The sequence below is a fragment of the Cellulomonas xiejunii genome (assembly GCF_024508315.1).
Classification (GTDB): Bacteria; Actinomycetota; Actinomycetes; order Actinomycetales; family Cellulomonadaceae; genus Cellulomonas; species Cellulomonas xiejunii.
On the sequence record NZ_CP101987.1, the window covers coordinates 375,152 to 400,243 of the forward strand.

25 protein-coding genes are annotated in these 25,092 nt (G+C 74.6%); 15 read left to right on the forward strand and 10 right to left on the reverse strand.

Annotated elements, in window-relative coordinates; genetic code table 11:
* From NP048_RS01785 to NP048_RS01800, 4 genes are all read left to right on the forward strand, one after another.
* Positions 1–741 carry a maleylpyruvate isomerase family mycothiol-dependent enzyme gene (locus NP048_RS01785; RefSeq protein WP_227577786.1) on the forward strand — a complete coding sequence of 247 codons (741 nt, stop codon included), beginning with the start codon at positions 1–3 and terminating at the stop codon, positions 739–741.
* Positions 742–786: 45 nt separating this feature from the next.
* Positions 787–1,242 (forward strand): MarR family winged helix-turn-helix transcriptional regulator, encoded by a 456-nt coding sequence (locus tag NP048_RS01790; RefSeq protein ID WP_227577787.1) that lies wholly within the window; start codon positions 787–789, stop codon positions 1,240–1,242.
* Between the two features lie 97 nt (positions 1,243–1,339).
* A complete protein-coding gene (locus tag NP048_RS01795; RefSeq protein WP_227577788.1) occupies positions 1,340–2,080 on the forward strand; it encodes a class I SAM-dependent methyltransferase in 741 nt (246 codons plus the stop codon).
* Positions 2,081–2,136: 56 nt separating this feature from the next.
* Positions 2,137–2,907 carry a phosphatase PAP2 family protein gene (locus NP048_RS01800; protein ID WP_227577789.1) on the forward strand — a complete coding sequence of 257 codons (771 nt, stop codon included), beginning with the start codon at positions 2,137–2,139 and terminating at the stop codon, positions 2,905–2,907.
* A gap of 10 nt (positions 2,908–2,917) precedes the next feature.
* Here the strand turns inward: NP048_RS01800 and NP048_RS01805 are convergent, their stop codons facing one another.
* Genes NP048_RS01805 through NP048_RS01820 form a run of 4 tightly spaced genes read right to left on the reverse strand, consistent with a single transcriptional unit; the run spans position 2,918 to position 6,402 of the window.
* On the reverse strand, positions 2,918–3,724 hold the full coding sequence (locus NP048_RS01805) for an ABC transporter ATP-binding protein (protein WP_227577790.1): 807 nt from the start codon (positions 3,722–3,724) through the stop codon (positions 2,918–2,920).
* Positions 3,717–4,532 (reverse strand): ABC transporter permease, encoded by an 816-nt coding sequence (locus tag NP048_RS01810; protein WP_227577791.1) that lies wholly within the window; start codon positions 4,530–4,532, stop codon positions 3,717–3,719. The genes NP048_RS01805 and NP048_RS01810 overlap by 8 nt, the downstream gene beginning before the upstream one ends.
* Positions 4,532–5,410: an ABC transporter permease gene (locus NP048_RS01815; protein ID WP_227577792.1), complete on the reverse strand. Its 879-nt coding sequence runs from the start codon at positions 5,408–5,410 to the stop codon at positions 4,532–4,534. Before NP048_RS01815 ends, NP048_RS01810 begins: the two co-directional genes overlap by 1 nt.
* A complete protein-coding gene (locus NP048_RS01820) occupies positions 5,410–6,402 on the reverse strand; it encodes an ABC transporter substrate-binding protein (RefSeq protein WP_227577793.1) in 993 nt (330 codons plus the stop codon). The genes NP048_RS01815 and NP048_RS01820 overlap by 1 nt, the downstream gene beginning before the upstream one ends.
* A gap of 187 nt (positions 6,403–6,589) precedes the next feature.
* On the opposite strand from NP048_RS01820, the gene NP048_RS01825 reads away from it, so the two are divergent.
* From NP048_RS01825 to NP048_RS01845, 5 genes are all read left to right on the forward strand, one after another.
* Positions 6,590–7,453: a PaaX family transcriptional regulator gene (locus NP048_RS01825; RefSeq protein WP_227577794.1), complete on the forward strand. Its 864-nt coding sequence runs from the start codon at positions 6,590–6,592 to the stop codon at positions 7,451–7,453.
* A gap of 166 nt (positions 7,454–7,619) precedes the next feature.
* The gene (locus NP048_RS01830) at positions 7,620–9,344 is read left to right on the forward strand and encodes an AMP-binding protein (RefSeq protein ID WP_227577795.1); all 1,725 of its coding nucleotides are present in this window, start codon (positions 7,620–7,622) and stop codon (positions 9,342–9,344) included.
* Positions 9,341–10,528, forward strand: a complete 1,188-nt coding sequence (locus tag NP048_RS01835; protein WP_227577796.1) for a thiolase family protein — start codon at positions 9,341–9,343, stop codon at positions 10,526–10,528. The genes NP048_RS01830 and NP048_RS01835 overlap by 4 nt, the downstream gene beginning before the upstream one ends.
* A gap of 130 nt (positions 10,529–10,658) precedes the next feature.
* Entirely contained in the window at positions 10,659–11,159 is a 501-nt protein-coding gene (locus NP048_RS01840) for a MaoC family dehydratase (protein ID WP_227577797.1), read from the forward strand.
* Positions 11,156–12,085, forward strand: coding sequence for an SDR family NAD(P)-dependent oxidoreductase (locus NP048_RS01845; RefSeq protein WP_227577798.1), 930 nt, complete (start codon positions 11,156–11,158; stop codon positions 12,083–12,085). The genes NP048_RS01840 and NP048_RS01845 overlap by 4 nt, the downstream gene beginning before the upstream one ends.
* Here NP048_RS01845 and NP048_RS01850 read toward each other — a convergent pair.
* Entirely contained in the window at positions 12,054–13,013 is a 960-nt protein-coding gene (locus NP048_RS01850; RefSeq protein WP_227577799.1) for a PaaX family transcriptional regulator, read from the reverse strand. The genes NP048_RS01845 and NP048_RS01850 overlap by 32 nt on opposite strands.
* 108 nt (positions 13,014–13,121) lie before the next feature.
* On the opposite strand from NP048_RS01850, the gene NP048_RS01855 reads away from it, so the two are divergent.
* The 3 genes from NP048_RS01855 to NP048_RS01865 are packed head-to-tail and all read left to right on the forward strand — an operon-like array spanning position 13,122 to position 17,454.
* Complete coding sequence (locus tag NP048_RS01855; RefSeq protein ID WP_227577800.1) at positions 13,122–13,979, forward strand: fumarylacetoacetate hydrolase family protein; 858 nt, start codon at positions 13,122–13,124, stop codon at positions 13,977–13,979.
* Positions 13,976–16,147 carry an acetate--CoA ligase family protein gene (locus tag NP048_RS01860; protein WP_227577801.1) on the forward strand — a complete coding sequence of 724 codons (2,172 nt, stop codon included), beginning with the start codon at positions 13,976–13,978 and terminating at the stop codon, positions 16,145–16,147. The genes NP048_RS01855 and NP048_RS01860 overlap by 4 nt, the downstream gene beginning before the upstream one ends.
* Positions 16,135–17,454, forward strand: a complete 1,320-nt coding sequence (locus NP048_RS01865; protein WP_255620233.1) for an FAD-dependent monooxygenase — start codon at positions 16,135–16,137, stop codon at positions 17,452–17,454. Before NP048_RS01860 ends, NP048_RS01865 begins: the two co-directional genes overlap by 13 nt.
* Positions 17,455–17,579: 125 nt before the next feature.
* Here NP048_RS01865 and NP048_RS01870 read toward each other — a convergent pair whose 3' ends face one another.
* Positions 17,580–18,800, reverse strand: a complete 1,221-nt coding sequence (locus NP048_RS01870) for a carboxypeptidase-like regulatory domain-containing protein (RefSeq protein ID WP_256769405.1) — start codon at positions 18,798–18,800, stop codon at positions 17,580–17,582.
* A 389-nt stretch (positions 18,801–19,189) separates the two neighbouring features.
* Here NP048_RS01870 and NP048_RS01875 point away from each other — a divergent pair, with 389 nt between their 5' ends.
* Positions 19,190–19,525 (forward strand): HNH endonuclease, encoded by a 336-nt coding sequence (locus NP048_RS01875; RefSeq protein WP_227577804.1) that lies wholly within the window; start codon positions 19,190–19,192, stop codon positions 19,523–19,525.
* 75 nt (positions 19,526–19,600) lie between these two features.
* On the opposite strand, the gene NP048_RS01880 is transcribed toward NP048_RS01875, so the two are convergent.
* The 4 genes from NP048_RS01880 to NP048_RS01895 form a co-directional block, all read right to left on the reverse strand.
* Positions 19,601–20,410 carry a MerR family transcriptional regulator gene (locus tag NP048_RS01880; RefSeq protein ID WP_227577805.1) on the reverse strand — a complete coding sequence of 270 codons (810 nt, stop codon included), beginning with the start codon at positions 20,408–20,410 and terminating at the stop codon, positions 19,601–19,603.
* A gap of 93 nt (positions 20,411–20,503) precedes the next feature.
* Positions 20,504–20,911: a ChaB family protein gene (locus NP048_RS01885; protein WP_227577806.1), complete on the reverse strand. Its 408-nt coding sequence runs from the start codon at positions 20,909–20,911 to the stop codon at positions 20,504–20,506.
* A gap of 140 nt (positions 20,912–21,051) precedes the next feature.
* The gene (locus NP048_RS01890) at positions 21,052–21,900 is read right to left on the reverse strand and encodes a phosphotransferase enzyme family protein (protein ID WP_227577807.1); all 849 of its coding nucleotides are present in this window, start codon (positions 21,898–21,900) and stop codon (positions 21,052–21,054) included.
* 12 nt (positions 21,901–21,912) lie between these two features.
* Positions 21,913–22,719: a Nif3-like dinuclear metal center hexameric protein gene (locus NP048_RS01895; protein ID WP_227577808.1), complete on the reverse strand. Its 807-nt coding sequence runs from the start codon at positions 22,717–22,719 to the stop codon at positions 21,913–21,915.
* Between the two features lie 105 nt (positions 22,720–22,824).
* Here NP048_RS01895 and NP048_RS01900 point away from each other — a divergent pair, with 105 nt between their 5' ends.
* Both NP048_RS01900 and NP048_RS19295 read left to right on the forward strand, forming a co-directional pair.
* Positions 22,825–23,916, forward strand: a complete 1,092-nt coding sequence (locus tag NP048_RS01900) for a lytic polysaccharide monooxygenase auxiliary activity family 9 protein (RefSeq protein ID WP_227577809.1) — start codon at positions 22,825–22,827, stop codon at positions 23,914–23,916.
* 157 nt (positions 23,917–24,073) lie between these two features.
* Positions 24,074–25,039 (forward strand): cold-shock protein, encoded by a 966-nt coding sequence (locus tag NP048_RS19295; RefSeq protein ID WP_284439719.1) that lies wholly within the window; start codon positions 24,074–24,076, stop codon positions 25,037–25,039.
* Positions 25,040–25,092: the final 53 nt, after the last annotated feature.

The following is a 25,092-nucleotide window of genomic DNA, read 5'->3' on the forward strand; positions in this document are numbered from 1 at the left end:
GTGGCGGCACGCACCGACCGGACGGCCGACCCCGACCTGCTCGCTGCGCTGCTGCTGGCGCGGCGCGGGCAGGCGTACTTCTCGCGCAAGCTCAACGAGCTGGGCAACGACGAGCTCGACGTCCCGTCCCTCGTGCCGGGGTGGACGCGGCGGCACGTCGTCGCGCACGTCGGGCTCAACGCGCGCGCGCTCACGCGCCTGACGGAGTGGGCCGCGACGGGCGTCGAGACCCCGATGTACGCCTCGCGCGAGGAGCGGGACGCGGAGATCGCGTACGGGGCCACGCTGCCGGCGCGGGCCCTGCGGAGCCTGTCCGCGCACGCGGCCGTGCACCTCGACGTCGAGTGGCGGGACCTGCCGCCCGACGCGTGGGCGGCCCCGGTCCGCACCGCGCTCGGGCGCACGGTGCCGGCGAGCGAGACGGTGTGGATGCGCACGCGCGAGGTCTGGGTGCATGCCGTCGACCTCGACAACGGTGCGTCGTACCGGCAGTTCCCGCCCGAGCTCGTCGACGCGCTGCTCGCGGACGTGGCGCGGATGTGGCGCTCGCGCCCCGGCGAGGGCGCGGTGCCCGTGCTGGAACCCACCGACCGGCCCGTGGCGCGCGACGGTGACGACGGGTCGGTGCGCGTGTGCGGCCGCGCCGCCGACCTCGCCCGCTGGGCGACGGGTCGCGGTGGCGAGCGCCTGCTGACGACATCCGACGGCTCACCCGTCCCGCCGCCGCCACGCTGGCTCTGACCGGGGTACACAGACGCGGCGGGGGACTGCTGTCACGATGGCGTCGTGACGGACCCGCTGCCGATCGACCTCGCGCACCACACGGGCTACCTCGTCCGCCGGACGCAGCAGGCCCACCTCGCGGCCTGGGCGCAGGAGGTGGGGTCCCGCCTGACGAACGTGCAGTTCGGCGTGCTCAACGTGCTGCAGACCCGGGGGGAGGCCAGCCAACGTGAGCTGTGCGACGACCTCGACCTCGACCGGTCGACGGTCGCCGGGCTCGTCGCACGGCTGGAGGCGCGCGGGCTGATCGAGCGCGTGCGGGCCGAGGTGGACCGACGACGCAACGTCGTGCGGCTCACCGACGAGGGGCTCGCCGTGCTCACCGAGCTCGTCCCGGCGGCTGCCCGCGTGGACGACGTCCTGACGTCCGCGCTGACCCGCCAGGAGCGCGAGACGCTGCAGCGGCTGCTCACCAAGATCCTGGTGCAGGAGCGTGCGGCGGCACCGGTCGTCTCCTGACGGCAGGGGAGCGTCGTGACCGCCCACCCCTGCCGGGCCGACGACGGGATCGACGCGTGTCTGTCGGCGGCAGGGCACCGCCTGGCAGGATCGGCGGATGGTCATCTACGACGAGATCGGCCGGACGTACACCTCTACCCGCAGGGCCGACCCCGCCATCGCCGCGCAGATCGACCGGGCCCTCGGGGACGTGTCGAGCGTCGTGAACGTCGGCGCCGGCACCGGGTCCTACGAGCCGCCGACCACCGTCGTCGCCATCGAGCCGAGCAGGACGATGATCGACCAGCGGCCCGCCGGGTCCGCGCCGGCCGTGTGCGCGGTGGCCGAGTCGATCCCCCTCGAGGACGACGCGGTGGACGCGGCCCTGGCGGTCCTCACCGTGCACCACTGGACCGACCTGGAACGCGGGATCGCCGAGCTGAAGCGGGTCGCACGTCGCCGCGTCGTGGTCCTGACCTTCGACGAGACCGTGACCCGTGACTTCTGGCTGTTGCGCGACTACCTCCCCGCGGCCCGCGAGTACGACAGGGCGCACGCCGTCCCGATGGAGCGTCTCGTCGCGGCACTCGGCCCGTGCGAGGTGGAGGCCGTCCCCGTGCCCCACGACTGCGTCGACGGGTTCGCCGCCGCCTACTGGAGGCGGCCGGCCGCCTACCTGGACCCGTCGGTCCGGGCGGGGATGTCGGTCCTGAGCCGAATTGGCGACGCGGAGATCCGCCGAGGACTGGATCGGCTCGAGAACGACATCGCGACAGGCGTGTGGGCCAGGACGTACGCCGACCTGCTGGACCTCGACGAGCTCGATGCCGGCTACCGTCTCGTGACCCTCGACCTGTAGGCGGAGCCGAGGGCTGTCAAGGAGCCGTCCGCGACGAGCGCCGGTAGCGTGACCGGATGCCAGCCGGAGATCCGCCGCGCCGTCTGCTCGCGTGGTACGCCGACCAGCCCCTGCTCCGGGCGGTCGTGCCCGGCGTCGTGCTCGTGGCTCTCGGCCTGCTCGTCTTCTGGGGCATGTTCGACGCGGTCCAGGATCGTGACGACTTCTCCCTGTGGGACCGACCGGTCCTCGAGTTCCTGGTCGGCGTCCGCAGCGACGTCGTCACCGCGGTCCTCGCCGCGCTCACGTTCGTCACCGGTCCGACGGTGCTGCCGGTCATCATCCTGGTCGCGTGCGTGGCCTGGGGCCTGCGCGCTCGCGAGTGGTGGCGGCCGCTCCTGCTCGCCGGCGCGATGATCGCGTCCACGCTGCTCTCGCTGCTGGTCAAGGGCATCGTCGCCCGGCCCCGCCCGCCGGAGGAGACCATGTACATCCCCGGCTCGGAGACGACCGGGTCGTTCCCGTCCGGCCACACCATCGGGACGGCGACCTTCCTGCTGGTCGCCGGGTACCTCGTGGCGAGCCGGCACCGGACCTGGCGGGTCGTCGTCGGCTGGCTGGTCGTCGGTGTCGTCGGTGCCGCGGCGGTCGCCCTGAGTCGCCTGTACCTCGGCTACCACTTCCTGACGGACGTCGTCGCGGCGGGCGGTCTGGCCGTCGTCGTGCTCGGCGTCGTCACCGTCGTGGACCGCATCCACGTGATGCGCGGCCTGCCACCGAGCGAGCCGGAGCCCGGCTGGAGCCCGCAGCCGCCACCAGGGCTCACGCAGGCGTCCCCCAGTACGTAGGTGCGGCCGCTCATGACGTCGCCGCGACCGTCTCCCCCCGCTTCGCGCGCTGGATCTGCTCGTACACCTGCGTCCGCAGCGCGGTGAACCTCGGCATGGCCCGCGTCGTCAGCTGGTCGCGCGCGGCCGGCAGGTCGATCGCCAGGTCCTGCTGCACGACGGTCGGCGACGACGACAGCATGAGCACGCGCTCGCCCAGATACACGGACTCGTCGATGTCGTGCGTGACGAACAGGACGGTCACCCCCAGGTCCTGCCAGACCCGCCGGACCAGGTCCTCCAGGTCGGCGCGGGTCTGGGCGTCGACCGCGGCGAACGGCTCGTCCATCACGAGGATCTCGGGCTCGTAGGCCACGGCGCGTGCGATCGCGACGCGCTGCTGCATGCCGCCGGACAGCTGCCACGGGTAGGTGTCGAGCGCGTGACCGAGCCCGACCTCCGCGAGCGCCCGCTCGACCGCGGCGAGACGCTCGCGGCGCGGCACACCCCGGGCCTTGAGCGGCAGGCCGACGTTGTCGCGCACGGTCAGCCACGGGTAGAGGCTGCGTCCGTACTCCTGGAACACCACGGCCATCTTCTTCGGCGGCGCGGTGACCTCGGCGCCGTCGAGCGTGACCGAGCCGGCCGTGGGCGGCAGCAGGCCGGACAGGCACTTGAGCAGCGTCGTCTTGCCGCAGCCGGACGGCCCGACGATGCAGACGAGCTCGCCGGGGCGCACGTCGAAGCTGATCGAGCCGATGGCCTCGACCGGCCCGGAGGCGCCCTGGTACGTCTTCTTCAGGTCCCGGACGGACAGCAGCGGCGTGTTCTCAGGCACGGGCGACCTCTCTCGAGCCGTGGTACCAGTGCAGGACCCGTCGTTCGACGAGCTGGAAGACGGCGGCGACGGCCACGCCGACGAGGCCGAGCAGCAGGATGCCGCTCCACATCTCGGCGACCATGTACTGCCGCTGGAAGTAGACGATCTGGTAGCCGAGCCCCGACGACGAGGCGAACATCTCCGAGATCACCATGAGGATCAGCCCGATCGACAGGGCCAGCCGCACGCCGGCCATGATCTGCGGGCTCGCGGCCGGCAGGACGACGTACCGGTACGCCAGCAGGCCGCGCACGCGGTAGGACCGTGAGGTGTCGACCAGCACGGGGTCGGTCCCGCGGACGCCCTCGATCGTGTTGAGCAGGACGGGCCACACGCTGCCCGAGACGATCACCGCGAGCTTCATGGTGTCGTCGATGCCGAGCAGCAGCATGAGGACGGGCACGAGCACGACGGGCGGGATGGCCCGGAAGAACTCGAGCATCGGCTCCAGGAGGGCGCGCAGCCACGGGGTCGCGCCGATCGCCGTGCCCACGACCACGCCGATGAGGATCGACAGCAGGACCCCGACGGCGAACCGGCCCAGGCTCGGCAGGACGTCGCGCACGAGGGTGTCGGGTGCCAACCAGGTGTTCACGAACGCCGTGAGCACGCGCGCTGGCGGCGGGTAGTAGAGGTTCGTCGTGCCGCGCGTGGCGACCGCCCAGGCGATCACGAGCAGGACCGGCAGGCCCACGGCGTAGCCGAGCGACGCGAGCGCGCGGCGCAGGGGGGACCTCAGCACCGCGGGCACGGGACCGGCGGGCATCAGGCGACCCCTTCCCGCCGCACCGACGGGTGCCAGTGCAGGACGCGGCGCTCGACGAGCCGCGTGACGAGGTTGACCAGCAGCCCCAGCAGGCCCGTGACCAGCACCAGCGCGTACAGGCCGGGGGCGTCGGGCGCGGAGCGGTACACGTCGATCTGCCGGCCGATGCCGGGGTTGCCGATGACCAGCTCGGCCGTGATCGTCAGGACGAGCGCGATCGACGCCGCGAGCCGGAAACCCGTGATGACGTACGGCAGGGCCGTGGGCAGGACGACGTGCCGCAGCCGCTGCAGCCGCCCGAGGCCGAAGCTGCGGGCCGTGTCGTCGGCGACGGTGTCGACGTCGCCGACGCCGTACAGGACCTGGATGAACACCTGCCAGAACGGCGCGTAGACGACGATCACCAGCGCCGCCTCCCGCGAGAGCCCGGCCACCAGGACGGCGAGCGGGATGATCGCGACCGACGGGATGGGCCGCAGGAACTCCACGGTGCTGTGCGTCGCCCGGCGCAGGAACGGCACGAGGCCGATGACGGCGCCCGCGACGACGGCGGCCACCACCGCGATCCCGAGCCCGAGCGCCCAGGTCACCACGGTGTCGCCGAGGGCCGACCAGAAGCGGGGCTCGCCGAGCTCGGTGACCAGCCGCGCGGCCGTCGTCGAGAACCGCGGCAGGTACGCCGGGTTCACGACCTCGGCCCACGCGACGAGCTCCCAGGTGAGCGCGAAGCCGGCGACCCCGAGCGTGCCGAGCACGGCTGGGCCGCCGGCGCGCGGGCCGACGCCACGGCGGGCGCCCGCCCGGGCGCCGGCCCCGGACCGGACCCCGGGGGCGACGTCCCCGGGGCCCGGACCGGACACCGTGTCGGCCAGCTGCATCAGTCGACGACGACGAGCGTGTCGAGGTCGGGGGCCTGGTCGAAGAACTCGTGCTCCACGGCGAGGTCCGCCAGGCCCTGCAGCACGTCACGGTCGATCTCGGTGGAGAACTGCGGGAGCCGGAGGTTGGCTGCGGCCGGCTCGGGCAGCGACATCTCGTCGACGAGCGACTGCCGGACGGCCTCGTCGTTGTCCGCGGCCCACGCGAACGCGGCCGTGAAGGCCTCGCGCACGGCGTCGACCAGCTCGGGGTCGTCGGCGACCGTCGCGCCGGTGGTCTGCAGGACGAGGGTCGGAAGGCCGGGCAGCACGGACTGGTACGGGTCGACGACCCGCGCGCCGCCGGCGCCGAGGATGATCGACACGAACGGCTCGGGCACCCAGGCGGCGTCGATGTTGCCCGCGTCGAGCTGGGCCTGCGCGTCGGGGAAGGCGACCTCGACGAACTCGATGGTGCCCGGGTCGCCGCCGTCCTCCTCGACCGCCGCCATGATCGTGAGGTCACCGGCCGCGCCGAGCGAGTTCACCGCGACCTTCTTGCCCGCGAGGTCGGCGGGCGACGTGATGTCGCTGCCGGCGCCCACGACGACCGAGTTGATGTCGTCCCCCTCGGTCAGGCTCTGCGCGTAGTTGGCGACGATCTTGACGTCGAGGCCCTGCAAGCCCGCGCGCATCGCGCCGAAGGGCTGGCCGACGGAGAAGTCGATGTCACCGTTGACGAGGGCCGGCATGGCCTGCGCGCCGCCCTGGATGGGCTGGACCGTGACGTCGAGCCCGTGCTCGGCGAAGATGCCGGCCTCCACGGCGGCCCACAGGGGAGCCGTCTCGCTGATGCTGAGCGCCCCGATGGTGACGGCGCGGGGGTTGTCGGCGTCCGGTGCGGCCGACGCCTCCGGCTCGGCGCCGGGCGCGGGGTCGGACGAGGAGCACGCGGCCAGTCCGAGCGACAGCGCCGCGACGAGCGCCGCCACGAGAGCGGGACGTCGGTTCATGGGGTCCTCAATTCTCCGTTGAATCTCGGGTGACGGGCGGTCTGCACCGCGCGCCGTCGAGACCGACCAGCGCTCGGACCATGCATGACACTCGTCCAGCAATCGTGCAGTCGAATGTCACATGTGTCAATGATCCGGAACTGCCCGACGCGGGTCGGTGACCGGCCTCCGTGCGAGAATCGCGCGCATGTCGACGCCGCCCGGGGACGCGCCCGGCCCGGAGCCCGCCGGGGTCCGACGGCGACCGGAGCAGCTGCTGCTGGCGTTCATGGGCGAGCTCATGGTGGCCGGCGGCACGGGGCCGCTGCCGGCGTCCGTGCTCATCGCCGTGCTCGGCGAGCTGGGGGTCGGGCAGGCCGCGACGCGGGCGGCGCTGAGCCGGATGGCGGCCCGCCACCTGCTCGCCCCCGTGCGCGTCGGGCGCACCGTCTCCTACGGGCTCACGCCGGAGAGTGCGCGGGTGCTGGAGGAGGCGCGGGGCCGCGTCTTCGACGACGACCCCTTCGCCCCGCACGGCAGCGGGTGGACGCTCGTCAGCTTCTCCGTGCCGGAGCGTCGGCGGGACGTGCGGCACCGCGTGCGCGCCCAGCTGGCGTGGGCCGGCTTCGGGCTGCTGCGCGACGGTCTGTGGATCGCGCCGGGGGAGGTCGACGTCGCGCAGGCCCTCGGCGGGGTGCAGGACGACGGGCCGGACGACGGCCCGCTCGACGACGGCGAGCTGGAGCTCCTGGCGTTCCGCGCGCACGAGGTGCCGGGCTTCTCGGCCGCGCGCAGCGTCCGGACGGCCTGGCGGCTCGAGGCGATGCGGGCGCGGCACGAGCAGTTCCAGGACCGCTGGGCGGACCGCGCGCCCGACGTCGACCACGCGCTGCGCGACGTGACGGCGCTGGTCGCCGACTGGCTGGACCTGCTGCGGGCGGTCCCGCGGCTCCCGGCCGAGCACCTCTCGCCGGACTGGCCGGCGGCGCGGTCCGTCGGGACGTTCCGTCGCCTGCACGCCGCCCTCGCGGGGCCGGCGCAGGCCGATCTCGCCCGGCGGCTCACGGCCTGAGCGGGCGGCGAACTCCGCGCCGGACCCGGCGGGGCCACCCTCGTCATTCGACAGAGTTCTGACGATCGTCACCGAAATGGTTGACGTCGGCTGCTCGGGGCAGGCACGATGCCACGTCATCGCACCGCCGCGACCCGCGTGCGGTCCGCCCACGAGGATGTGAGCAGTGGCAGACGTCCCGCCGTCGTCCGGTGACCTGGATCGCGCCAACTACGCGACGATCTGGGACGCCGTGGCGCGCGCCGTGCCGGACCGCGTCGCAGTGCACGCCGACGGCGCGGACGTCACCTACGCCGCCTTCGAGGAGCTCGCCGCACGCCTCGCCGCGACCTTCGTCGCGCACGGCCTGGGCCCCGACTCGACCGTCGCGATCTTCATGTACAACCGCGTCGAGTACCTGACCACGCTGTACGCCGCGTACAAGATCGGCGCGATCCCGGTCAACATCAACTTCCGCTACCACGGTGCCGAGCTGGCCGAGCTGCTGGAGATGTCGCGGCCGTCCGCGCTCGTCTACCCCAGCAGCCTCGCCGCCGCCGTGGTCGGCGCCGCCGGGCGCGTCCCGCTGCCGGGCCTCGTCCTCGTCGTCCCGGACACGGCGCACGACGACGCCGACCAGGCGGTCGGTGCGGCGGACGCCGTGCCACCCGTCCCCGGGGTGCCCTTCGCGTCCGCGCTCGACGCCCCGCCGCTCCCACCGCACCCCCGCGGGCCGGACCACAAGATCTTCATGTTCACCGGGGGCACGACCGGCCGCCCCAAGGCGGTCGTCTGGACCCACGGCAACCTGTTCGACAGCCAGCTGTTCTCGATCTACGGCTCCCTGCCCGTGGACGTCCCGACGTCCCTCGACGACGTCACGCAGGTCGCCGCGCGCGAGGACCTGCCGCGCACGGTGTGCCTGCCGCTGCCGCCGATGATGCACGCGACGGCCCTGTTCAACGTGATGAACGCGATGGTCCTCGGCGGCACGGTCGTGTTCCTCACCGCCGCCCGGTTCGACCCGCGCGCGGCAGTCCGCGCCGTCGAGGAGCACGGCGTCACGCGCCTCGTCGTCGCGGGCAACGCGATCGTCGGGCCGCTCGTCGACGCGCTCGAGGCGGGGGCCGGTGACATCTCGTGCCTCAACACGGTCCTGAGCTCCGGCATGGTCTGGTCCGACGACCTCAAGGCCCGGCTGATCGCCCACGCGCCGGGCGCGACCCTCATCGACATCATCGGGTCGAGCGAGGGCGGGCCGTTCGCCTACGGCGTCGTGCGCGGCCCGGACGACCTGCCGTCCCGGCCGCGGCTCGCACCCGGGGCGGTCGTCCTGGCGCCCGACCTGACGCCGGTCCACGACGTGGGGGAGACCGGGATGCTCGCGTACCGCGGCGCGATGCCCCTGGGGTACCACGACGACCCGGCCCGCACCGCCGAGACGTACCCCGTGATCGACGGCGTGCGCCACGTCATGCCGGGCGACTGGGTGCGCGTCCTGGGCGACGGGTACGTCGAGATGCTCGGGCGGGGGTCCGGGGTCGTGAACACCGGCGGGGAGAAGGTCTTCCCCGGCGAGGTCGAGAAGGTGCTGCTCGCGCTGCCCGGCGTCGTCGATGCCGTCGTCCTCGGGCTGCCGGACCCGCGCTGGGGCGAGGTCGTCACGGCCGTCGTCGTCACCGCGCCCGGCGCGCCGCTCACGCCCGAGCAGGTCCAGGACGAGGTCGGCCGGCGCCTGGCCGGGTACAAGAAGCCACGCCGCCTGTACGTGGTCGACGAGCTCGCGCGCAGCCCCAGCGGCAAGGTCGACATGCACCGGCTGCGTCGGCGCATCACCGAGGTCGAGGTCCCCGTGCTCGTGGACCCGGTCGCCGCACCCGACACCGCACCCGACGCCGAGAGGACCCCGTGAAGTTCACCGACGCCCACATCCCGTTCGGCATGAGCTGGACCTCGCCCTTCGCCAAGTGGCAGGGACCGCTGGCGGAGGTCAACAGCCTGGACCTCGCGGTCGACGTCACGGGCCGCGCCCTGGCCGACCGCGGGCTGCCGCCCGAGGAGATCACCGAGTGGACGCTGGGGTGCACGGTCCCGCAGCAGCACTCCTTCTACGGCGTCACCCTCGTCTCGCGCCGCCTCGGCGCCGGGGACCATGGGGGGCCGTGGATCTCGCGGGCGTGCGCGACGTCGGCCGCCGTCATCGAGCACCTCGCCGCGCAGGTGCAGCTCGGTGCGCACACGACGACGATCGGCGTCGTCACCGACCGCACCAGCAACGGTCCGCTCATGCTCTGGAGCAGCGCGGCGAGCCCGGGGGGCGCGCCCACCAGCGAGCACTGGGTGCTGGACCCGATGAAGCTCGACCCGACCACCGGGCAGAGCATGAACGACACGGCCGAGAACACCGCGCGCGCCGCGGGCTACACGCGCGAGCAGGTCGACGAGGTCGCGCTGCTGCGGCACGAGCAGTACCGCAGCGCGCTGGCCGACGACCGCGCGGTCCAGCGCGCCTACATGGTGCCGGTGCGCATCCCGACGCGCCGCGGCGAGGAGTGGGTGACCGAGGACCACGGGGTCTTCCCGACGACGGCCGAGGGGCTGGCCCGGTTGCGGCCCGTGACGCCCGACGGCGTCGTGACGTACGGCGCGCAGACGCACCCCGCCGACGGCTGCGCGGGCGTCGTCGTCGCGAGCGCCGCCCGGGCGCGTGACCTCGGCGGCGGCGTGACCGCGCAGGTCCTCGCGACCGGCTTCGCGCGCGCGGAGCCCGCGTACATGCCGCAGGCGCCCGTGCCCGCGGCCCGGCGCGCGCTCGCGGACGCGGGCGTGGACGTCGCGGACCTCGACGTCGTGACGACGCACAACCCGTTCGCGGTCAACGACCTGTGGTTCGCCGAGCAGACCGGCTTCCCGCTCGAGCGCATGAACCCGTACGGCTCGTCGCTCGTCTACGGCCACCCGCAGGGCCCGACCGGCGCCCGCGCCGTGACCGAGCTGATCCACGCGCTGCACGCCCGGGGTGGGGGGATCGGCCTGTTCACCGGCTGCGCCGCGGGCGACTCCGCCGGGGCCGTCGTCGTGCGCGTCGACGGGTGAGCGACGCCGACCCGGGACCGACGGCGCCGGACGGCCGGCACCGACCACCGACCCCACCCGACCACCGACCCCACCCGACCCGGACCCGACCCGACCTCGACCCGACCCGACGACCGACGGAGCGCACCTCATGACCGAACCCGCAGCCGCCACCACCGCACCCGGCGAGTCGGCCCCGACCCGGACGACGGTCGCCCTGGCCGACCTGCCGTCGCTCGTCGGCACGACGTTCGGCCCGTCGTCCTGGCGCACCATCACCCAGGAGCAGGTCGACCGGTTCGCCGACCTGACCGGTGACCACAACCCGATCCACCTGGACCCCGAGTACGCCGCGGGTACGCCGTTCGGCGGGACGATCGTCCACGGCTACCTCACGCTCGCGCTCGTCGTGCCGCTCATGGCGGAGGTCGTCGAGGTGACGGGGGTGGGCACGGGGGTCAACTACGGGCTCGACCGTCTGCGGTTCCCGGCGCCCGTGCGGGTCGGGTCGCGCATCCGCGTGGCGTCGACGCTGTCCGCCGTCACCGAGGTGGCGGGCGGGTACCAGGCCGTCTTCGAGAACACCTTCGAGGCCGAGGGGCTGACCAAGCCCGCGGCGGTCGCCGTGATGATCGTGCGGTACTACGCGTGAGCGCGGGCGCGGGCGTCGACCTGACCGGCAAGGGCGCCGTCGTCACCGGCAGCGGGCGAGGGCTGGGCCGGGCGTACGCGCAGGCACTGGCGGCCGCGGGCGCCGGCGTGGTGGTCAACGACGTCGACGCCGAGACCGCGCAGGCGACCGTCGACGCGATCGTCGCCGATGGGGGCTCGGCCGTCGCCGTCGTCGCGCCCGTGGGGCCCACAGCGACCGCCGACCGGCTCGTCGCCGCGGCCGTCGAGGCCTTCGGACGCCTCGACGTGCTCGTCACCAACGCCGGCGTGCTGCGTGACCGCGTGCTGTGGAAGACGACCGACGAGGACTTCGACCTGGTCGTCGACACGCACCTGCGGGGCACGTTCACGTGCGCGCGGGCCGCCGCCGCCCAGATGCGCGAGCGTGGCGAGGGCGGGCGGATCGTGCTCGTCGGCTCGCCCGCCGGGCAGCACGGCAACTTCGGCCAGACGAGCTACGCGGCGGCGAAGGCGGGGATCGTCGCGATGGCCCGGACGTGGTCGCTCGAGCTGGCGCGGGCCGGGATCACCGTCAACGCCGTCGTGCCGACCGCGATCACCGCGATGACCGCGACCATCCCGGTCTACGCGGAGGTCGCCGCGGCCTACGACCGGGGGGAGCCGCTGCCGCGGACCGTGCGCCAGGAGCACGCGCTGGGCGGACCCGAGGACGTCGCACCGCTCGTGGTGTGGCTCGCGTCGGAGGCGTCCGCGGGCGTCACCGGGCAGGCGATCGGCATCGGCGGGGACAAGCTGTCGGTCTACTCCGTCCCGCAGGAGCTCGCCGTGACGTACCGGGAGGGCGGGTGGAGCGCCGAGGCGATCGGTGAGGCGTGGGGGAGCACGTTCGGGCCGCACCTGCAGCCCAGCGGGATCACCCTGCCGCCGCTCGAACCGCCGACGTGACGGGGACGGGGCGCGGACCGGGTGGGTCCGCGACGACCGAGAACTGGACGACGCGGTCGGCGAGCTCGGGCGCGTAGCCGCTGATGACCTGCCGCACCCGCACCGAGGCCGGGGCGCCGAGCTGCTCGTACGTGTCGAGGAAGAGGTCACGCGCGCGGTCCCGCGGCCAGTCCGCGGGCAGCAGCCGGCGCGGCAGGTCCGGGTCCACGCCGGGGAACGCGCGCCAGGCGTCCATGAGCTCGGTGCGCTTGACGAGCGCCTCGACGGGGGAGATGGCCCCCTTGTTGAGGGCCGCGTGGGTGGGCTCCCAGGTGGCGACGAAGCCGCGGTAGAGCTCGGCCAGGCCGTCCAGGTCCCACGCGCTCTCGGGTGCCAGGGCCGCGTCGGGCAGCGGCGGGCAGGCTGCGACGAAGGCCGTCGCACGCGTGACGCCGAGGTCCCCGAGCTCGGCGAGCGCCTCGTCGTGACGCGCGTGCGGGGAGATCCACAGGGCGTCGTACAGCGGCGCGAACCCGAGCCAGCGCAGCCGCGTGCGCAGGGCCTCGCGCGCCGAGCGGTTCGCCTCCGGCACCGAGAACGCCACGAGGCTCCAGCGTCCGTCCCAGTCGGCGCCGTCCCCGGCACCGAAGGCGACGATGCGCTCGGCGCCCGTGCGCATGATCGCCTGGGCGCGCGGGGTCAGGGAGTAGAACGTGTGGCGCCCGCTGCGCGCCGAGACCAGGAGGCCGTGCTTGACCATGCGGCTGAGCGCGGCCCGCGCGGCGACGTCGCTGACGCCGAAGTCGGCGAGCAGGTCGACGAGCGCCGCCGACGGCAGCGGGTCGGTCTGGGCCCACCAGTAGTCGCCGAGCAGCGTCAGCAGCAGGCTCGGGGGCGACCCGGCGCGCGTGCGCGGGGCGCGCGGGTCGTCCTCGCTCGTCTGTGCCACAGCGGGTCCCCTCCCTGCCGGTCGCCGCAGCCCGCGACGATGCTTGACATATCTTACGTCGTCCGCAGATAGTCGTGTCACATTCGAGCGAGCCGGGAGCCACTGACGATGAAGTTGGCCAGCACCCTGGACGGGCGCCTGCACGCCGTGCTGGACGACCGGTCGGTCGACCTGACTGACGCCCTCGGGCTGCGGCCCGGCGCCGGCGGCCCGCTGCTGGCGTTCCTGGAGCGCGGCGGCTCGCTGAGCGACCTGCACGGGCTCGACCTCGACGCGCTGCCGTCGCAGCCGACCGACCCGAGCCGCCTCGCCGCACCGATCGCGCGGCCCGGCAAGGTCGTCGGCGCGCCCGTCAACTACCTCGACCACCAGGCCGAGATGGGCGAGCAGCGGACCATCGCCGACTACGGGATGTTCCTCAAGGCGACCTCGTCGGTCATCGGGCCCACCGGGTCCATCCGGCTGCCGTACCTGGACGTGCGCACCGACCACGAGGGCGAGCTGGGCGTCGTCATCGGCCGCACGGCCCACCGGGTCCCCGCCGAGCGCGCGCTCGACCACGTCCTCGGGTACGCGCCCGTCCTCGACATCACCGTCCGGTCCGGCGAGGACCGCTCGACCCGCAAGTCCTTCGACACGTTCACGCCGTTCGGTCCCTGGGTGACGACCGCCGACGAGGTCCCCGACCCCGACGCGCTCGAGCTGCGCTGCTGGGTGGACGGCGAGCTGCGGCAGCACGCCTCGACGGCCGACCTCATCTACGGCGTCGCCGAACTCATCTCCTACACGAGCCACGTCATGACCCTGCACCCCGGCGACGTGATCGCGACGGGCACCCCGGCCGGCGTCGGGCCGATCGCCGCCGGTCAGCGCGTCGCGGTCGAGATCGAAGGGCTCGGCCGCCTCGACGTGGGCGTCACCGACGAGGGCGCGATCGCCTACACCGACCGGCCGGGGCGCCGGTGAGCGCCGCCTCGACCGCGGACGCCCGTGCCCGCGGCGGGTCCCCGCGGGCCGCTCGCGGGCGCCCGGGCCCGCGCGACCCGCGGGACGCACGCACCCCCCTCGACGCGATGTTCCGCCCCTCGAGCATCGCGGTGGTCGGCGCCTCCGCGCGCGAGGGCAAGGCGGGGCACGCCATGGTCCAGGCGCTGCGCCGGTTCCCCGGCACCCTGCACCTGGTCAACCCGCGCGGGGGTGAGGTGCTCGGGCGCACCGCCCTGCCGAGCCTGCGGGAGGCGTCGGACGTCGACCTCGCGGTGCTCGTCGTGCCGCCGGACGCGGTCCCCGGCGCGCTCGAGGACGCGCGCGACGCGGGGGTGCGTGCGGCCGTGGTGTGCGCGGGCGGGTTCGCGGAGTCCGGCCCCGACGGTGCACGCCTCCAGGAGCGGGTCGTGCGCGTGGCCCGTGAGGCCGGCATCCGGCTGCTGGGGCCCAACACGTCGGGGTTCATGAACCCGGTCGACCGGACCACCGCGAACTTCATGCCCGCCGTCGCGGACCTCGCCCCGGGGACCGTGAGCGTCGTGGCGCAGTCCGGCGGCGTGAACCTCGCGCTCGCGTTCCTGCTGGCCCGCGCGGGGGTCGGCCTGCGGCTGGGGGTCGGGCTCGGCAACGCGGTCGACGTCGACTTCCCCGAGCTGCTCGACCACCTGGCACGCGACGAGGCGACCACGGCCGTCGGGCTGCACGTCGAGGGCGTCGCCGACGGTCCGGCCCTGGTCGCCGCGCTGCGTCGGACGACGGCACGCAAGCCCGTCGTGGCGTTCAAGGTCGGCCGGTCCGACGTCGCGGAGTTCGCGCAGTCGCACACCGGTGCGCTGACCGGCTCCTACGCGGTGACCCGCGCGGCGCTGCAGCAGGCCGGGGCCGTGGTCGTCGACAGCCTCGAGGAGATGGTCGCCGCGCTCGTCGCGCTGCGCACGGTCCGGCTGCCGGCCGGCGACCGCGCGGGCGTGGGGCTGCTCACCGGTCAGGCGGGGCCCGGGCTGGTCGTCGCGGACGCGCTCGGTGCGCGGGGCATCGCGCTGCCGCGGCTCACCGACGCGACGCAGCGGCGCATCGCCGAGCTGCTGCCGCCCCTCACCTTCCAGGCCAACCCGGTGGACACCGGGCGTCCGTCACCGACGTTCGGCGACGTGCTGGGTGCCGTCGTGGCGGACCCGCGCGTCGACGTCGTCGGGGTCTACGCGCTCGACGAGCCGGGTGCGCTCGACCCCGTCGCCGCGCTCGGCCCGGCCGCCGGCCGCGTGCTGTTCGCCAGCGGTGGGCCGGCGGACGCGCTCGCCGAGCGTCGTGCGGCACTCGGCGACGTCGGCGTCCCTGTGCTCGCCGGCCCGGGCGACCTCGCGACGGGCCTCGCGGCCGTGGTCGCCGACGCGCGCGTGCGGTCCGTCGCCGACGCCCCGCCCGTCGCGGCGACGCGGACCGTCGGTCGCACGCTGGACGAGCACGACGCGAAGACGCTGCTGGAGTCCTACGGCGTCCGCACGCCCCAGCGGCGCGTCGCGGCCGACCGGGCGCAGGCCCACGCGGCGCTGGCGGAGCTCGGTCGCGACGGTGCGGCGGTCGTCGTGAAGGTGCTCGACGCCGCGGTCCTGCACAAATCCGACGTCGGCGGCGTGCACGTCGGGGTGCGCGACGGTGCGGGGCTGGACCGTGCGATCGACGCGATCGACGCGATCGACGCGGTCGCGCCCGCGACCGAGGCGTCGGGTGCCGCGACCCGGCCCGCCCGCCGGTACCTGCTCGAGGAGCTGGCGGCACCGGGCACCGAGCTCATCGTCGGGGCCGTGCGGGACGCCGCCTTCGGTCCCGTCGTCCTGCTGGGCCCGGGCGGCGTCGCGGCAGAGCTGGGGGGCGAACCCGTCCTGCGGCTCGCCCCGCTGTCCGTCGCGCGTTCCGAGGAGATGGTCCGCGCGTTGCCGCCCGCCGTCCTCGCCGGGTTCCGCGGGGCCCCGCCCGTCGACGTGCCGGCGCTCGCAGCGGTGCTGCGGGCCGTCGGGCAGGTCGTCTGCGAGCACGCCGACATCACCGAGCTGGACCTCAACCCGGTCCGGATCACGGCCGACGGGCCGGTCGTCCTCGACGCCGTCGTCGTCGCGGCCCCGAGAGGAGACACATGTCCGACGTGAGCACACCCCCCGTCGCCGCCCAGCCCGTCGCCGCCCAGCCCGTCGCCGCCCAGCCCGGCACGGCACCCTCCGACGCCGCCCACCCCGTCACCCGGCGGGACGAGGACCAGGGTGTGGTGGTCGTCGGTGCGGGTCCCGTCGGCCTGACCGCCGCGCTCGCGCTGCGCACCTACGGCGTCCCCGTCACCGTCCTCGAGGCTGGGCCCGAGGGACGGCAGCGGCCCGGCAGCCGGGCGATCTTCACGCACAGCCAGACCCTGCAGATCCTCGACCGGATCAGCCCCGGGCTCGGCGCCGAGCTGTACGGGCACGGCGTCTACTGGAACACCCAGCGCACGTTCCACGGCGGCAAGGAGGTGTACGCCAAGACGTACCCGGACCCGCCCGCCGGGGTGTACCCGCACTTCACGAGCCTGCCGCAGGTGCAGATCGAGGCGTACCTGTACGCGCGTGCCCTGGCCGCCGGGGTCACGTTCGCGTGGTCGCAGGAGATCGCGCAGGTCGCCGCCGACGACGACGGGGTCACGCTCACCACCGTCGCCGGCCGCCGCTGGGAGGCGTCGTACGTCGTCGGCGCCGACGGGTCACGGTCGGCGGTCCGCAAGCAGGTCGGGGCGCGCATGGAGGGCACGCGCGACGAGGGCTGGTACGTCGTCGTCGACGTCGCCGAGAAGGACGAGCCGACCCTGCCGAACGAGCGGCACTTCCACTACGCGCACCCCGCGGTGGGCGGGCGCAACGTGCTCATCGTGCCGTTCGCGGGCGGCTACCGCGTCGACCTCCAGCTCGTCGAGGGCGACGACCCCGACGCGCTCGCGTCGGACGAGGGCGTGAGCGCGTGGCTCGACGCGGTCCTGCCGCCCGGCTACGGCGAGCGCACGACCTGGGTGTCGACCTACCAGTTCCTCCAGCTCGTGGCCCACGACTTCGCCGACCCGCACCGCCGCGTCCTGCTCGTCGGGGAGGCCGCCCACCTCTTCGCGCCCTTCGGTGCGCGCGGGCTGAACTCCGGTGTGCCGGACGCCGAGGCCGCCGCCATCGCGATCGCCGCGGCGACCCGCGCGGCGGGCGCCGCCGCGCGCACACCGGTCGAGGCGTTCGCCCTCGCGCGCCGCTCCGCCGCGCTGTTCAACCGCGACGCCGCGGGCGAGGCGCTCGCGCACCTGCGCCCCGACGAGCAGACCGCGGCGCGCGTGCTGGCCGCCGCGGAGCGCGCGCCCGGGGACGCCGAGGCGTCGGTGTGGCTCGAGAAGGCGCCGTACGGGCCCCGCGGCGTCCACCGCGCGGAGACGGTCTACCGCTACTGACGCCGGCCCGCTCACCCACCGAGACCGGTCCGCTGCGAGACCGGACCTGGCGACGTCCCGACGCCGGATGATCGAGCCAGGCCCGGTCTCGCGAGCGCGTCGTCCCGGAGGGTGGGCGGTGCGGGTCAGCTGCGGCCCTTGACCCGTGCCCGGACCTCGACCGTGGCGCCGCTGCCGACCTTCACGACGCTCGCGGCGCGCACCTGCGAGACCGTGCCGGACGGCGCGCGGAAGTACAGGGTGCGGTTGCGTCCGTCCGTCGGCACCGTGAACCGGACCCGGTACTCGCCGGCGGGCAGCCCGGCGAACGAGAAGGCGCCCTGCGCGTCCGTGAACGTGGGCCCGACCCCGGCGCCCCCGCGGACGGGCTCCAGCATGACCTCGACCCACTGCAGGGGTCCCGACGCCCCCGTGACGACACCCGTGACGCGGGAGGCGGCCACCGCGGTGATGTCGATGCCGGTCGTGTCGGCCCCGTCGACGACGACGACCGGCCGTGCGCCGTCGGCCGTCGGCGAGTCGGGGTAGTACCGCGTCGTGATCGGCGGGTTCGCACCCGCGTCCTCGACGCGCACGGTGTACGACCCCGGGAACACGTCGGTCACGCGGTACGTGCCGTCGGCGGCGACGCCGGCCGCGCGGACCCACAGCCGCGGGTCGTCCAGGGGCGTCGCGACGACCCGGACCTGGGACGGGTCGGTACCGGACGGCAGGGTGACGGTGCCGGTGATGCCCACGCTGGTCTGCAGCGTCACGTCGAGGCCGTCGAGCCGCTGGCCCGCGGCCACCGCGACGGGCGTCGCCGTCGCCGGCCCGCGCGCGTCCGGGTAGTAGGTGGGGCCCCAGGAGCTGCCGGCTCCCGGGACGACCCGGATGACGTACGAGCCGGGGTCCAGCCCGTCCACCTGGTAGGTGCCGTCGGCCCCGACAGGCGAGTACCCGTAGGTCCCGCTCCCGGTCGCGTCGTCGACCATGACGCTCGTCCCGGTGGGCACCGTGCCGCCCGGCGCGACGACGCGCCCGCTCAGCGTCGCCGTGCGCGCCAGCCGGGTCTGCAGGTCGCGCACCGACTCGCCCTCGGCCAGCGTCACCACCGTGGCGGTCACGGAGTCCGGCGCGTCGTCCCACCACTCGGAGACGAAGCCCTGCTGCCAGGCGTCGAACGACACCCGGTACGACCCGCCGGGCAGGCTGCCGACCGCCCACCAGCCGTCCCCGTCGGTGGACGCCGTCGCCTCACCGGTGACGGTGCTCCGCACGCGGACCGTCACGCCCTGCGCCGGCGTGCCGCCCTCGTCGGTGACGCGACCGCCCAGCGTCGACGTGCCGAGCGGGAGACATGCCACGGGCGTCGAGAGGGGCACCGGCCCGGCGCTGGACGTGGGCTCGGGCGCCGGGACGGGTGACCGCGACGGGCACGGCGACGGCACGGGCCCCGGCCACGTCGGCGTCGCGCCCGGCGTCGGCGCCACACCGGCGGCGGGCGCGGTGGCGACGAGGACCGCCACGAGCGCGCTCGTGACGAGGGAGAGGAGGGCTGCGAGGGTGGGGCGGTGGGAGCTGCGCACGGGACGCTCCTTCGAGTCACCGGAACCGCGGATGTCTGGAGCATGGCAGTTCGTCCCGGATGGCGCACCAGGGTGATCGCGGGCTGTCCGGCGGGGGCCGCCCGCCTCGTCGCGCCGTCCGGTGCGCCACGCCTGAGCTCGGGGGCGCCGCTCCTACGCTGTCGCCCATGACCCCCTCCACCCGGCAGGGCCGCTACGCCCGGCGTCGCAGGCGTCGGCTCGGGCTGGTCGACAACGACCTGACCGACGCGCAGTGGCAGGCCGTCCAGGCCGCGTGGGGCGGGTGCGCCTACTGCGGCGCGACCGGTCGCCCGTTGCAGCGCGACTGCGTGCTCCCGATCTCGCGCGGAGGCCGGTACACGGTGGGCAACGTGGTCCCCGCGTGCGCATCGTGCAACGCGAGCAAGTGCAACGCGGAGGTCACGACGTGGCTCCGGCGCAAGAAGCTCGACGAGAAGGCCTTCCTGCTGCGCCTCGCGGAGATCCGCGTCGCCCTGGTGTGACGACGCCGCCCCGGTCACGGGTAGCGGACCGGCCGGACGACGGTCACCGCCGAGACAGGGGACGCGCTCCCGCGCTCAGCTTCCTCCGGGCCCGGCTTCGGCTGCGAGCGCGCGGACCTCGGCCTGGAGCGTCAAGGCGCCGCCCGACGCGACGAGCTGGCGGTGCACGCCGGTCGTGCGCAGGCGCCGGTCCGCCAGCTCGGCGTCCACAGCGGCCCAGGCGTCCGAGAGGAGGGCGGGCGCCTGGTCGAACGTCACGGAGACGCCCTCAGGCACGGCGGGGACCTCGACCACGTCGAGCTCGCGTCCCTGGGCGTCCGTCTCGACACCGGCCGTGACCACGATGACGTCGTCGGCCGTGCCGTCGAACGTGAGGACGAGCGCGGCGTCCTCGACGCCCTGGGAGCGCAGGTGCTCCCGGAGTCGTGCCACGGCTTCGCCGGCAGCACGCGGGATCTCGGTCTCGTCGAGCACGGTCGTGCGGACGGCGGACAGCCGGAGGGCCGGCAACGGGGCGAGTCGAAGAGTGTCCATGACTGTGCGGTTTCCCTTCTCGACGGACGCGAGGCGCGAGCGCACCTCCGCGAGACGTGCCGATGCCTCGTCGACCTGCTCCGCGAGCTCGCGCTCACGGGCCTGCAGGAGCGCCACGAGGCGGGTCTCGGTCAGGCCTGCGTCGAGGAGCTCGACGATCGCCTCCAGCCCGAACCCCAGTGCCCGCAGCGACGTCACCGCCCGCACCCGCCCGATCTGGCTCTGCGCGTAGCGGCGGTACCCCGTCGACTCGTCGACGCGGGCAGGCTCGATCAGCCCCAGCGTCTCCCAGTGGCGCAGCATGCGGCGTGACACGCCCGTGCCCTGCGCGATCTGCCCGATGCTCAACATGTCATGGACCATCGGACGGCCTCACACGGTGTCAGGGTCAAGGGTCAGGCTGGGCGCAGGACGGTCCGGCATGCGCCCATGATCCACGTCGCATCATCGGCTGCGGCGTCGGTTCTCCTTCTTGATCGCCTCGACGAGCGCGTCCTTGTCCATCGACGAGCGGCCCGCGATGTCCAGGCGCTTGGCGATGTCGTACAGGTGGCTCTTGGAGGCGTTGGCGTCGACCCCCTCGGCCGTCGTCCGCGACGTGCCACGCCCGCCCTCGGCCTGGGGGTCCGAGGGGCCGTTCTCGTCCTTCGGCTCCCAGTGGTCGCCGACCTTCTCGTGCGTGTGCTTGAGCGCCGAGTAGGCGACCCGGTGGGCCCGCTCGGCGTCGTCGTACTCCTCGGCCGCCGAGTCGTGCGCCTTGGCGAACGTGCGCTGGGCCTTCGCGCCCGACCGCTGCAGCGTGCCGGGCAGCTCGTCGTGCTTCGGCTTCCCGCTCTTCGTCGTCTTGGGCATGGTCACTCCCGTCCTGTCGGGGGCCGGCTCCCGTGCAGGCCATCCTGCGACGGTGTGCCGCGTCCCGCACGCGGGCCCCCACCAAGGGGCACCACGCTGCCGGTCGCGTGCTTCGCCCGGACGGTTCGGGGCCCGGACGCTCAGGGAAGGCCCGCGAGCGCGTCCGCGATCATCCGGTGCCCCTGCTGCTCGAACGCCTCGTCGCCGACCAGGTACGCCCACGCCGCCGTCCCGACGGCCTCGCGCAGCAGGTCCCGCTGCCACGACCGCGGCTCGCGCGGGTCCGTGCCGTACCCGTCGAGGAAGGCCGCCTCGAGGTCGGGGCGGCCTCGGAACTGCTGGGCGTGCAGCCGTCCGAGGTCGGTCGCGGCCGGCCGCCAGGCCGCCCGGCCGAAGTCGATGACGGACACCCGCCCGTGCTCGTCGACGAGCCAGTTGCGGGGCTGCCAGTCGCCGTGCGTCGGGACGAGCGGACGCGGGGGCACGGGGTGCGCGAGCTCGGCTCGCACGCGCTCGGCCACCTCGGGGGCGATGCGGTGCTCGCCGTCCAGCCATGCCAGCGTCCGTGCGTCCGTGCGCTGCTCGTGGTCGCCGGGCTCCTGGGTGCCCACCGCGTGCAGCAGGGCCAGGATGCGGCCTGCCTGCCGGTAGACGTCCGGCTCGTGCTCGGCAGGCGTCCCCTCGACGAGCACGCCGGGCAGGAAGGCCGTCGCGAGCAGCTGGAGCCCGGGGTCGGCGTGCAGCAGCCGAGGTGCCAGCCCCTGCTCCGCCAGCGGCGCGACGACCTCGCGGTGCGCCCACGTCTCACGGGCCATGTGGTGGTCGTCCGGCCGCCCCGCCTTCACGACGACGTCGCGTCCCTCGTGGCGCAGCCGGAGCACGGACCGTCCGGGCACGTCCCAGCTGTGGTCGGCGACGAGGGTGGCGCCGGGGAACCACCGCTCGACCGCCGCCTGCTGCTCGGGCCGCACGCCGGGGAACGTCGTCATGAGCGGTCCCTGCTAGGGCGTAACGGTCCGGTAGTGGTCGTCCGCGACGACGAGCTCGACCGGGACCTCGGGCACGAGGTCCGTCAGCCAGCGGGCGTACTCGGCCATGCCCTCCTGCTCGGACGGCGTGTGCCCGACGACGACGACGCCCGCGCAGACGCCTGCCGTGACCGCGTCGGCCGCGTACTCGCCCGTCTCCCACTCGTGGCCCTCGCCGATGATGATGACGTCGACGTCCGGCCGGGCGAGCAGGTGGCGGTTGTACTCGAAGCCCTGGAACCCCGGCTGCATGCCGACGGTCGAGACGGGCGCGGCGGGGTCGCCGACGTAGCGCAGCGCGCGGGCGTCGAGGGAGCGCGCCACGTGGGCGGCCAGCTCGCCGAGGGTCGTGGCGGGCAGGTCGTAGACGCCGGGGTCGCCCGCCCGCTCCGCGTCGAGCCAGCCGAGGGCCCGCGCGATGCCGGTCAGGATGCCGTCCGGCTCGCGGTCGTGCCAGGCGTCGTGCTGGTGCAGGACGACGAGCCCGTGCTCGGCGACGAACGCGGCCTTCGCCGCGTACACCGGGTCACCCTCCGCGGCGAGGACCGCGTCGGACTTGCCGTGGTGGTCGAAGTACAGCGGCTCGTGCGTGATGACGAGGTTCAGGCCCTGCGCCGCGGCGCGCTGCAGCACGTCGAACGTCGCCATGATCGTCACCGCGACGCCCTGGACGACGGTGTCCGGGTCGCCGGCGAGGAAGCCGTCGACGGTCGTCGTGCGCGGCGCCACCCCCACGTGCGCGTCGATCCGTTCCGCCACCTGCCGCGCCGTCGTCGTCACGGCCGCCACCCTAACGACTACCTCCCAAGCGTTTCGTCGGTTGCCGGGTCGCGTCACCCCGCCGATCGTGCTCGTACGGCTCTGCACTTCGTCCCGGAGGTCGCCATGTCACCCTTCTCACCCGTCCGCCGTGCTGTCGCGGCGGCCGGTGCCCTCGCGCTCGGCGCCGCGCTGCTGGCGGGCTCCGTCCTGCTCGCCGCGCCGGCATCGGCCCACGGCGCCGTCTCCGACCCGCCCTCGCGCATCTACGGGTGCTACGACCGCTGGTCGGGCAACCACACCGACCCGGCCATGGCGACCCAGGACCCGATGTGCTGGGACGCGTGGCGCGCCAACCCGAACGCCATGTGGAACTGGAACGGCATGTTCAAGGAGAACGTCGGCGGGCGGCACGAGCAGGCGATCCCGGACGGCAAGCTCTGCTCCGCGGACAACCCGATCTACGAGGCGGCCAACAAGCCCGGCGCCTGGCGCACGACCGCCAAGCCGTACGACTTCCGGCTCACCGTCCACGACCCGTCGAACCACGGCGCGGACTACCTGAAGATCTACGTCACCAAGCAGGGGTACGACGCGCGGACCAAGGCGCTGGCGTGGTCCGACCTCGAGCTGATCAAGACGACGGGCCGCTACTCCCCGTCGAGCCCGTACGTCACCGACGTGAGCGTCCCGCGCGACCGCACCGGCCACCACGTGGTCTTCACCATCTGGCAGGCGAGCCACCTCGACCAGCCCTACTACCAGTGCAGCGACGTCCAGTTCGGTGGCGGTGGCGACCCCGGCCCGAACCCGACGACGCCCGCACCGACCACGCCCGCCCCGACGACGCCTGCCCCGACGACGCCTGCGCCGACGACGCCCGCGCCGACCACCCCCGCCCCCACGACCCCCGCCCCGACGACCCCCGTCCCGGACCCGGGCACCGGTGCCTGCACCGCGACGGTGTCGGTGCAGAGCTCCTGGCAGGGCGGCTACCAGGCCAGCGTGACGGTGAAGGCGGGCTCCGCCGCGATCACCGGCTGGAAGGTGACGGTCGCCGGCGCGACCATCACGCAGGCGTGGAACGGCACGGCCTCGGGCAGCACCATCACCGCGGCCGCGTGGAACGGCTCGCTCGCACCCGGAGCGACCGCCACCGCCGGGTTCCTCGGCAGCGGCAGCTCGAGCAACCTCAGCGCGACCTGCAGCGCGGCCTGACGTAGCCCCGTCGCCGCACCCACGGGGGTCGCACGTCCGTCCGGACGTGCGACCCCCTCGTGCATGCCGGTCCGTCCTCCCCCGGGGCACCGCGAACCACGTCGCGTCGGGGGGACAATGGACGCCGCAACACCACTGCTTCGACGAGGAGTTCACCGTGCCCCAGGCCACTGTCCGTTGGTTCGACGCCGAGCGTGGGTTCGGCTTCCTCAACCTCGGGGACGACGCCGACGACCTGTTCGTCCACGCGTCCGAGATCGTCGGCGACGACAACCGCAAGGTGCTCCGCGAGGGCCAGGAGGTCGAGTACGAGCTCGGCGAGGGTGACCGCGGCCCGCAGGCCCGCCGCGTGCGGATCACGGGCGAGTACGCCGCGGACACGCCCCTGGGCGTGCTCGGCACCGTGTCCTGGTACGAGCCGGGCAAGGGCTACGGCTTCATCACCCCCGACAGCGGCGACGGCGAGATCTTCGTGCACAGCTCGGCCATCGTCGGCGGGGGTGTGGTCCGCGAGGGTCAGCGCGTCGCGTTCATGGTCGTCCCCGGCGAGAAGGGTCCGCAGGCCGAGCACCTGCTGCCGCTCGGGGCGCAGACCGCTCCGGCCGGTGCGGCGGCCGCGGTGGCCGACGGCGCGGACGGCACCATCACCTTCTACGACGCGGACAAGGGATTCGGCTTCGCCACGCGCGACACCGGTGGCGAGGACGTCTTCGTCCACGCCAAGGAGCTGGTCGGGGCCACCGCGCTCGCCGAGGGGGACCGCATCACGTTCAGCGTCGCCGAGAGCGACCGCGGCCCGCAGGCGCGCGGCGTGCGGCTCGTCGGCGGTGCGGCACGACGCGGCCCGTCGGCGGCACCGGGCCGTGGCCGCACGGAGCGGCCGCGGTCGTCCGCCGGCCCGCGGTCGTCGGGCGCCCCCGCGCGCGGCGGGCAGGGCGTGGTCGCGCGGTACGACGCCGACCGGGGCTTCGGCTTCATCACCCCCGACGCGGGCGGCGACGACCTGTTCGTGCACGTGTCGGTCGTGCGGGGCGGCGAGGCGCTGTACGAGGGTGACCGCGTCCGCTTCGAGGTGCGGCAGAGCGACCGCGGACCGCAGGCCGACCGCGTCGAGCTGCTCTGAGCACGCGGTCGCCTGACGTCCCCGACCGCCGTAGCGATCAGAGTGTGAAGCGT

Bases quoted from the DNA above. Each gene is read 5' to 3' on its own strand.
- NP048_RS01795 (WP_227577788.1), top strand. From the start codon at position 1,340: ATGGTCATCTACGACGAGATCGGCCGGACGTACACCTCTACCCGCAGG.
- NP048_RS01890 (WP_227577807.1), bottom strand. From the start codon at position 21,900: ATGACGACGTTCCCCGGCGTGCGGCCCGAGCAGCAGGCGGCGGTCGAG.
- NP048_RS01900 (WP_227577809.1), top strand. From the start codon at position 22,825: ATGTCACCCTTCTCACCCGTCCGCCGTGCTGTCGCGGCGGCCGGTGCC.
- NP048_RS01885 (WP_227577806.1), bottom strand. From the start codon at position 20,911: ATGCCCAAGACGACGAAGAGCGGGAAGCCGAAGCACGACGAGCTGCCC.
- NP048_RS01880 (WP_227577805.1), bottom strand. From the start codon at position 20,410: ATGTTGAGCATCGGGCAGATCGCGCAGGGCACGGGCGTGTCACGCCGC.
- NP048_RS01865 (WP_255620233.1), top strand. From the start codon at position 16,135: ATGTCCGACGTGAGCACACCCCCCGTCGCCGCCCAGCCCGTCGCCGCC.
- NP048_RS01875 (WP_227577804.1), top strand. From the start codon at position 19,190: ATGACCCCCTCCACCCGGCAGGGCCGCTACGCCCGGCGTCGCAGGCGT.
- NP048_RS01855 (WP_227577800.1), top strand. From the start codon at position 13,122: ATGAAGTTGGCCAGCACCCTGGACGGGCGCCTGCACGCCGTGCTGGAC.
- NP048_RS01810 (WP_227577791.1), bottom strand. From the start codon at position 4,532: ATGCCCGCCGGTCCCGTGCCCGCGGTGCTGAGGTCCCCCCTGCGCCGC.
- NP048_RS01815 (WP_227577792.1), bottom strand. From the start codon at position 5,410: ATGCAGCTGGCCGACACGGTGTCCGGTCCGGGCCCCGGGGACGTCGCC.
- NP048_RS01820 (WP_227577793.1), bottom strand. From the start codon at position 6,402: ATGAACCGACGTCCCGCTCTCGTGGCGGCGCTCGTCGCGGCGCTGTCG.
- NP048_RS01825 (WP_227577794.1), top strand. From the start codon at position 6,590: ATGTCGACGCCGCCCGGGGACGCGCCCGGCCCGGAGCCCGCCGGGGTC.
- NP048_RS01800 (WP_227577789.1), top strand. From the start codon at position 2,137: ATGCCAGCCGGAGATCCGCCGCGCCGTCTGCTCGCGTGGTACGCCGAC.
- NP048_RS01840 (WP_227577797.1), top strand. From the start codon at position 10,659: ATGACCGAACCCGCAGCCGCCACCACCGCACCCGGCGAGTCGGCCCCG.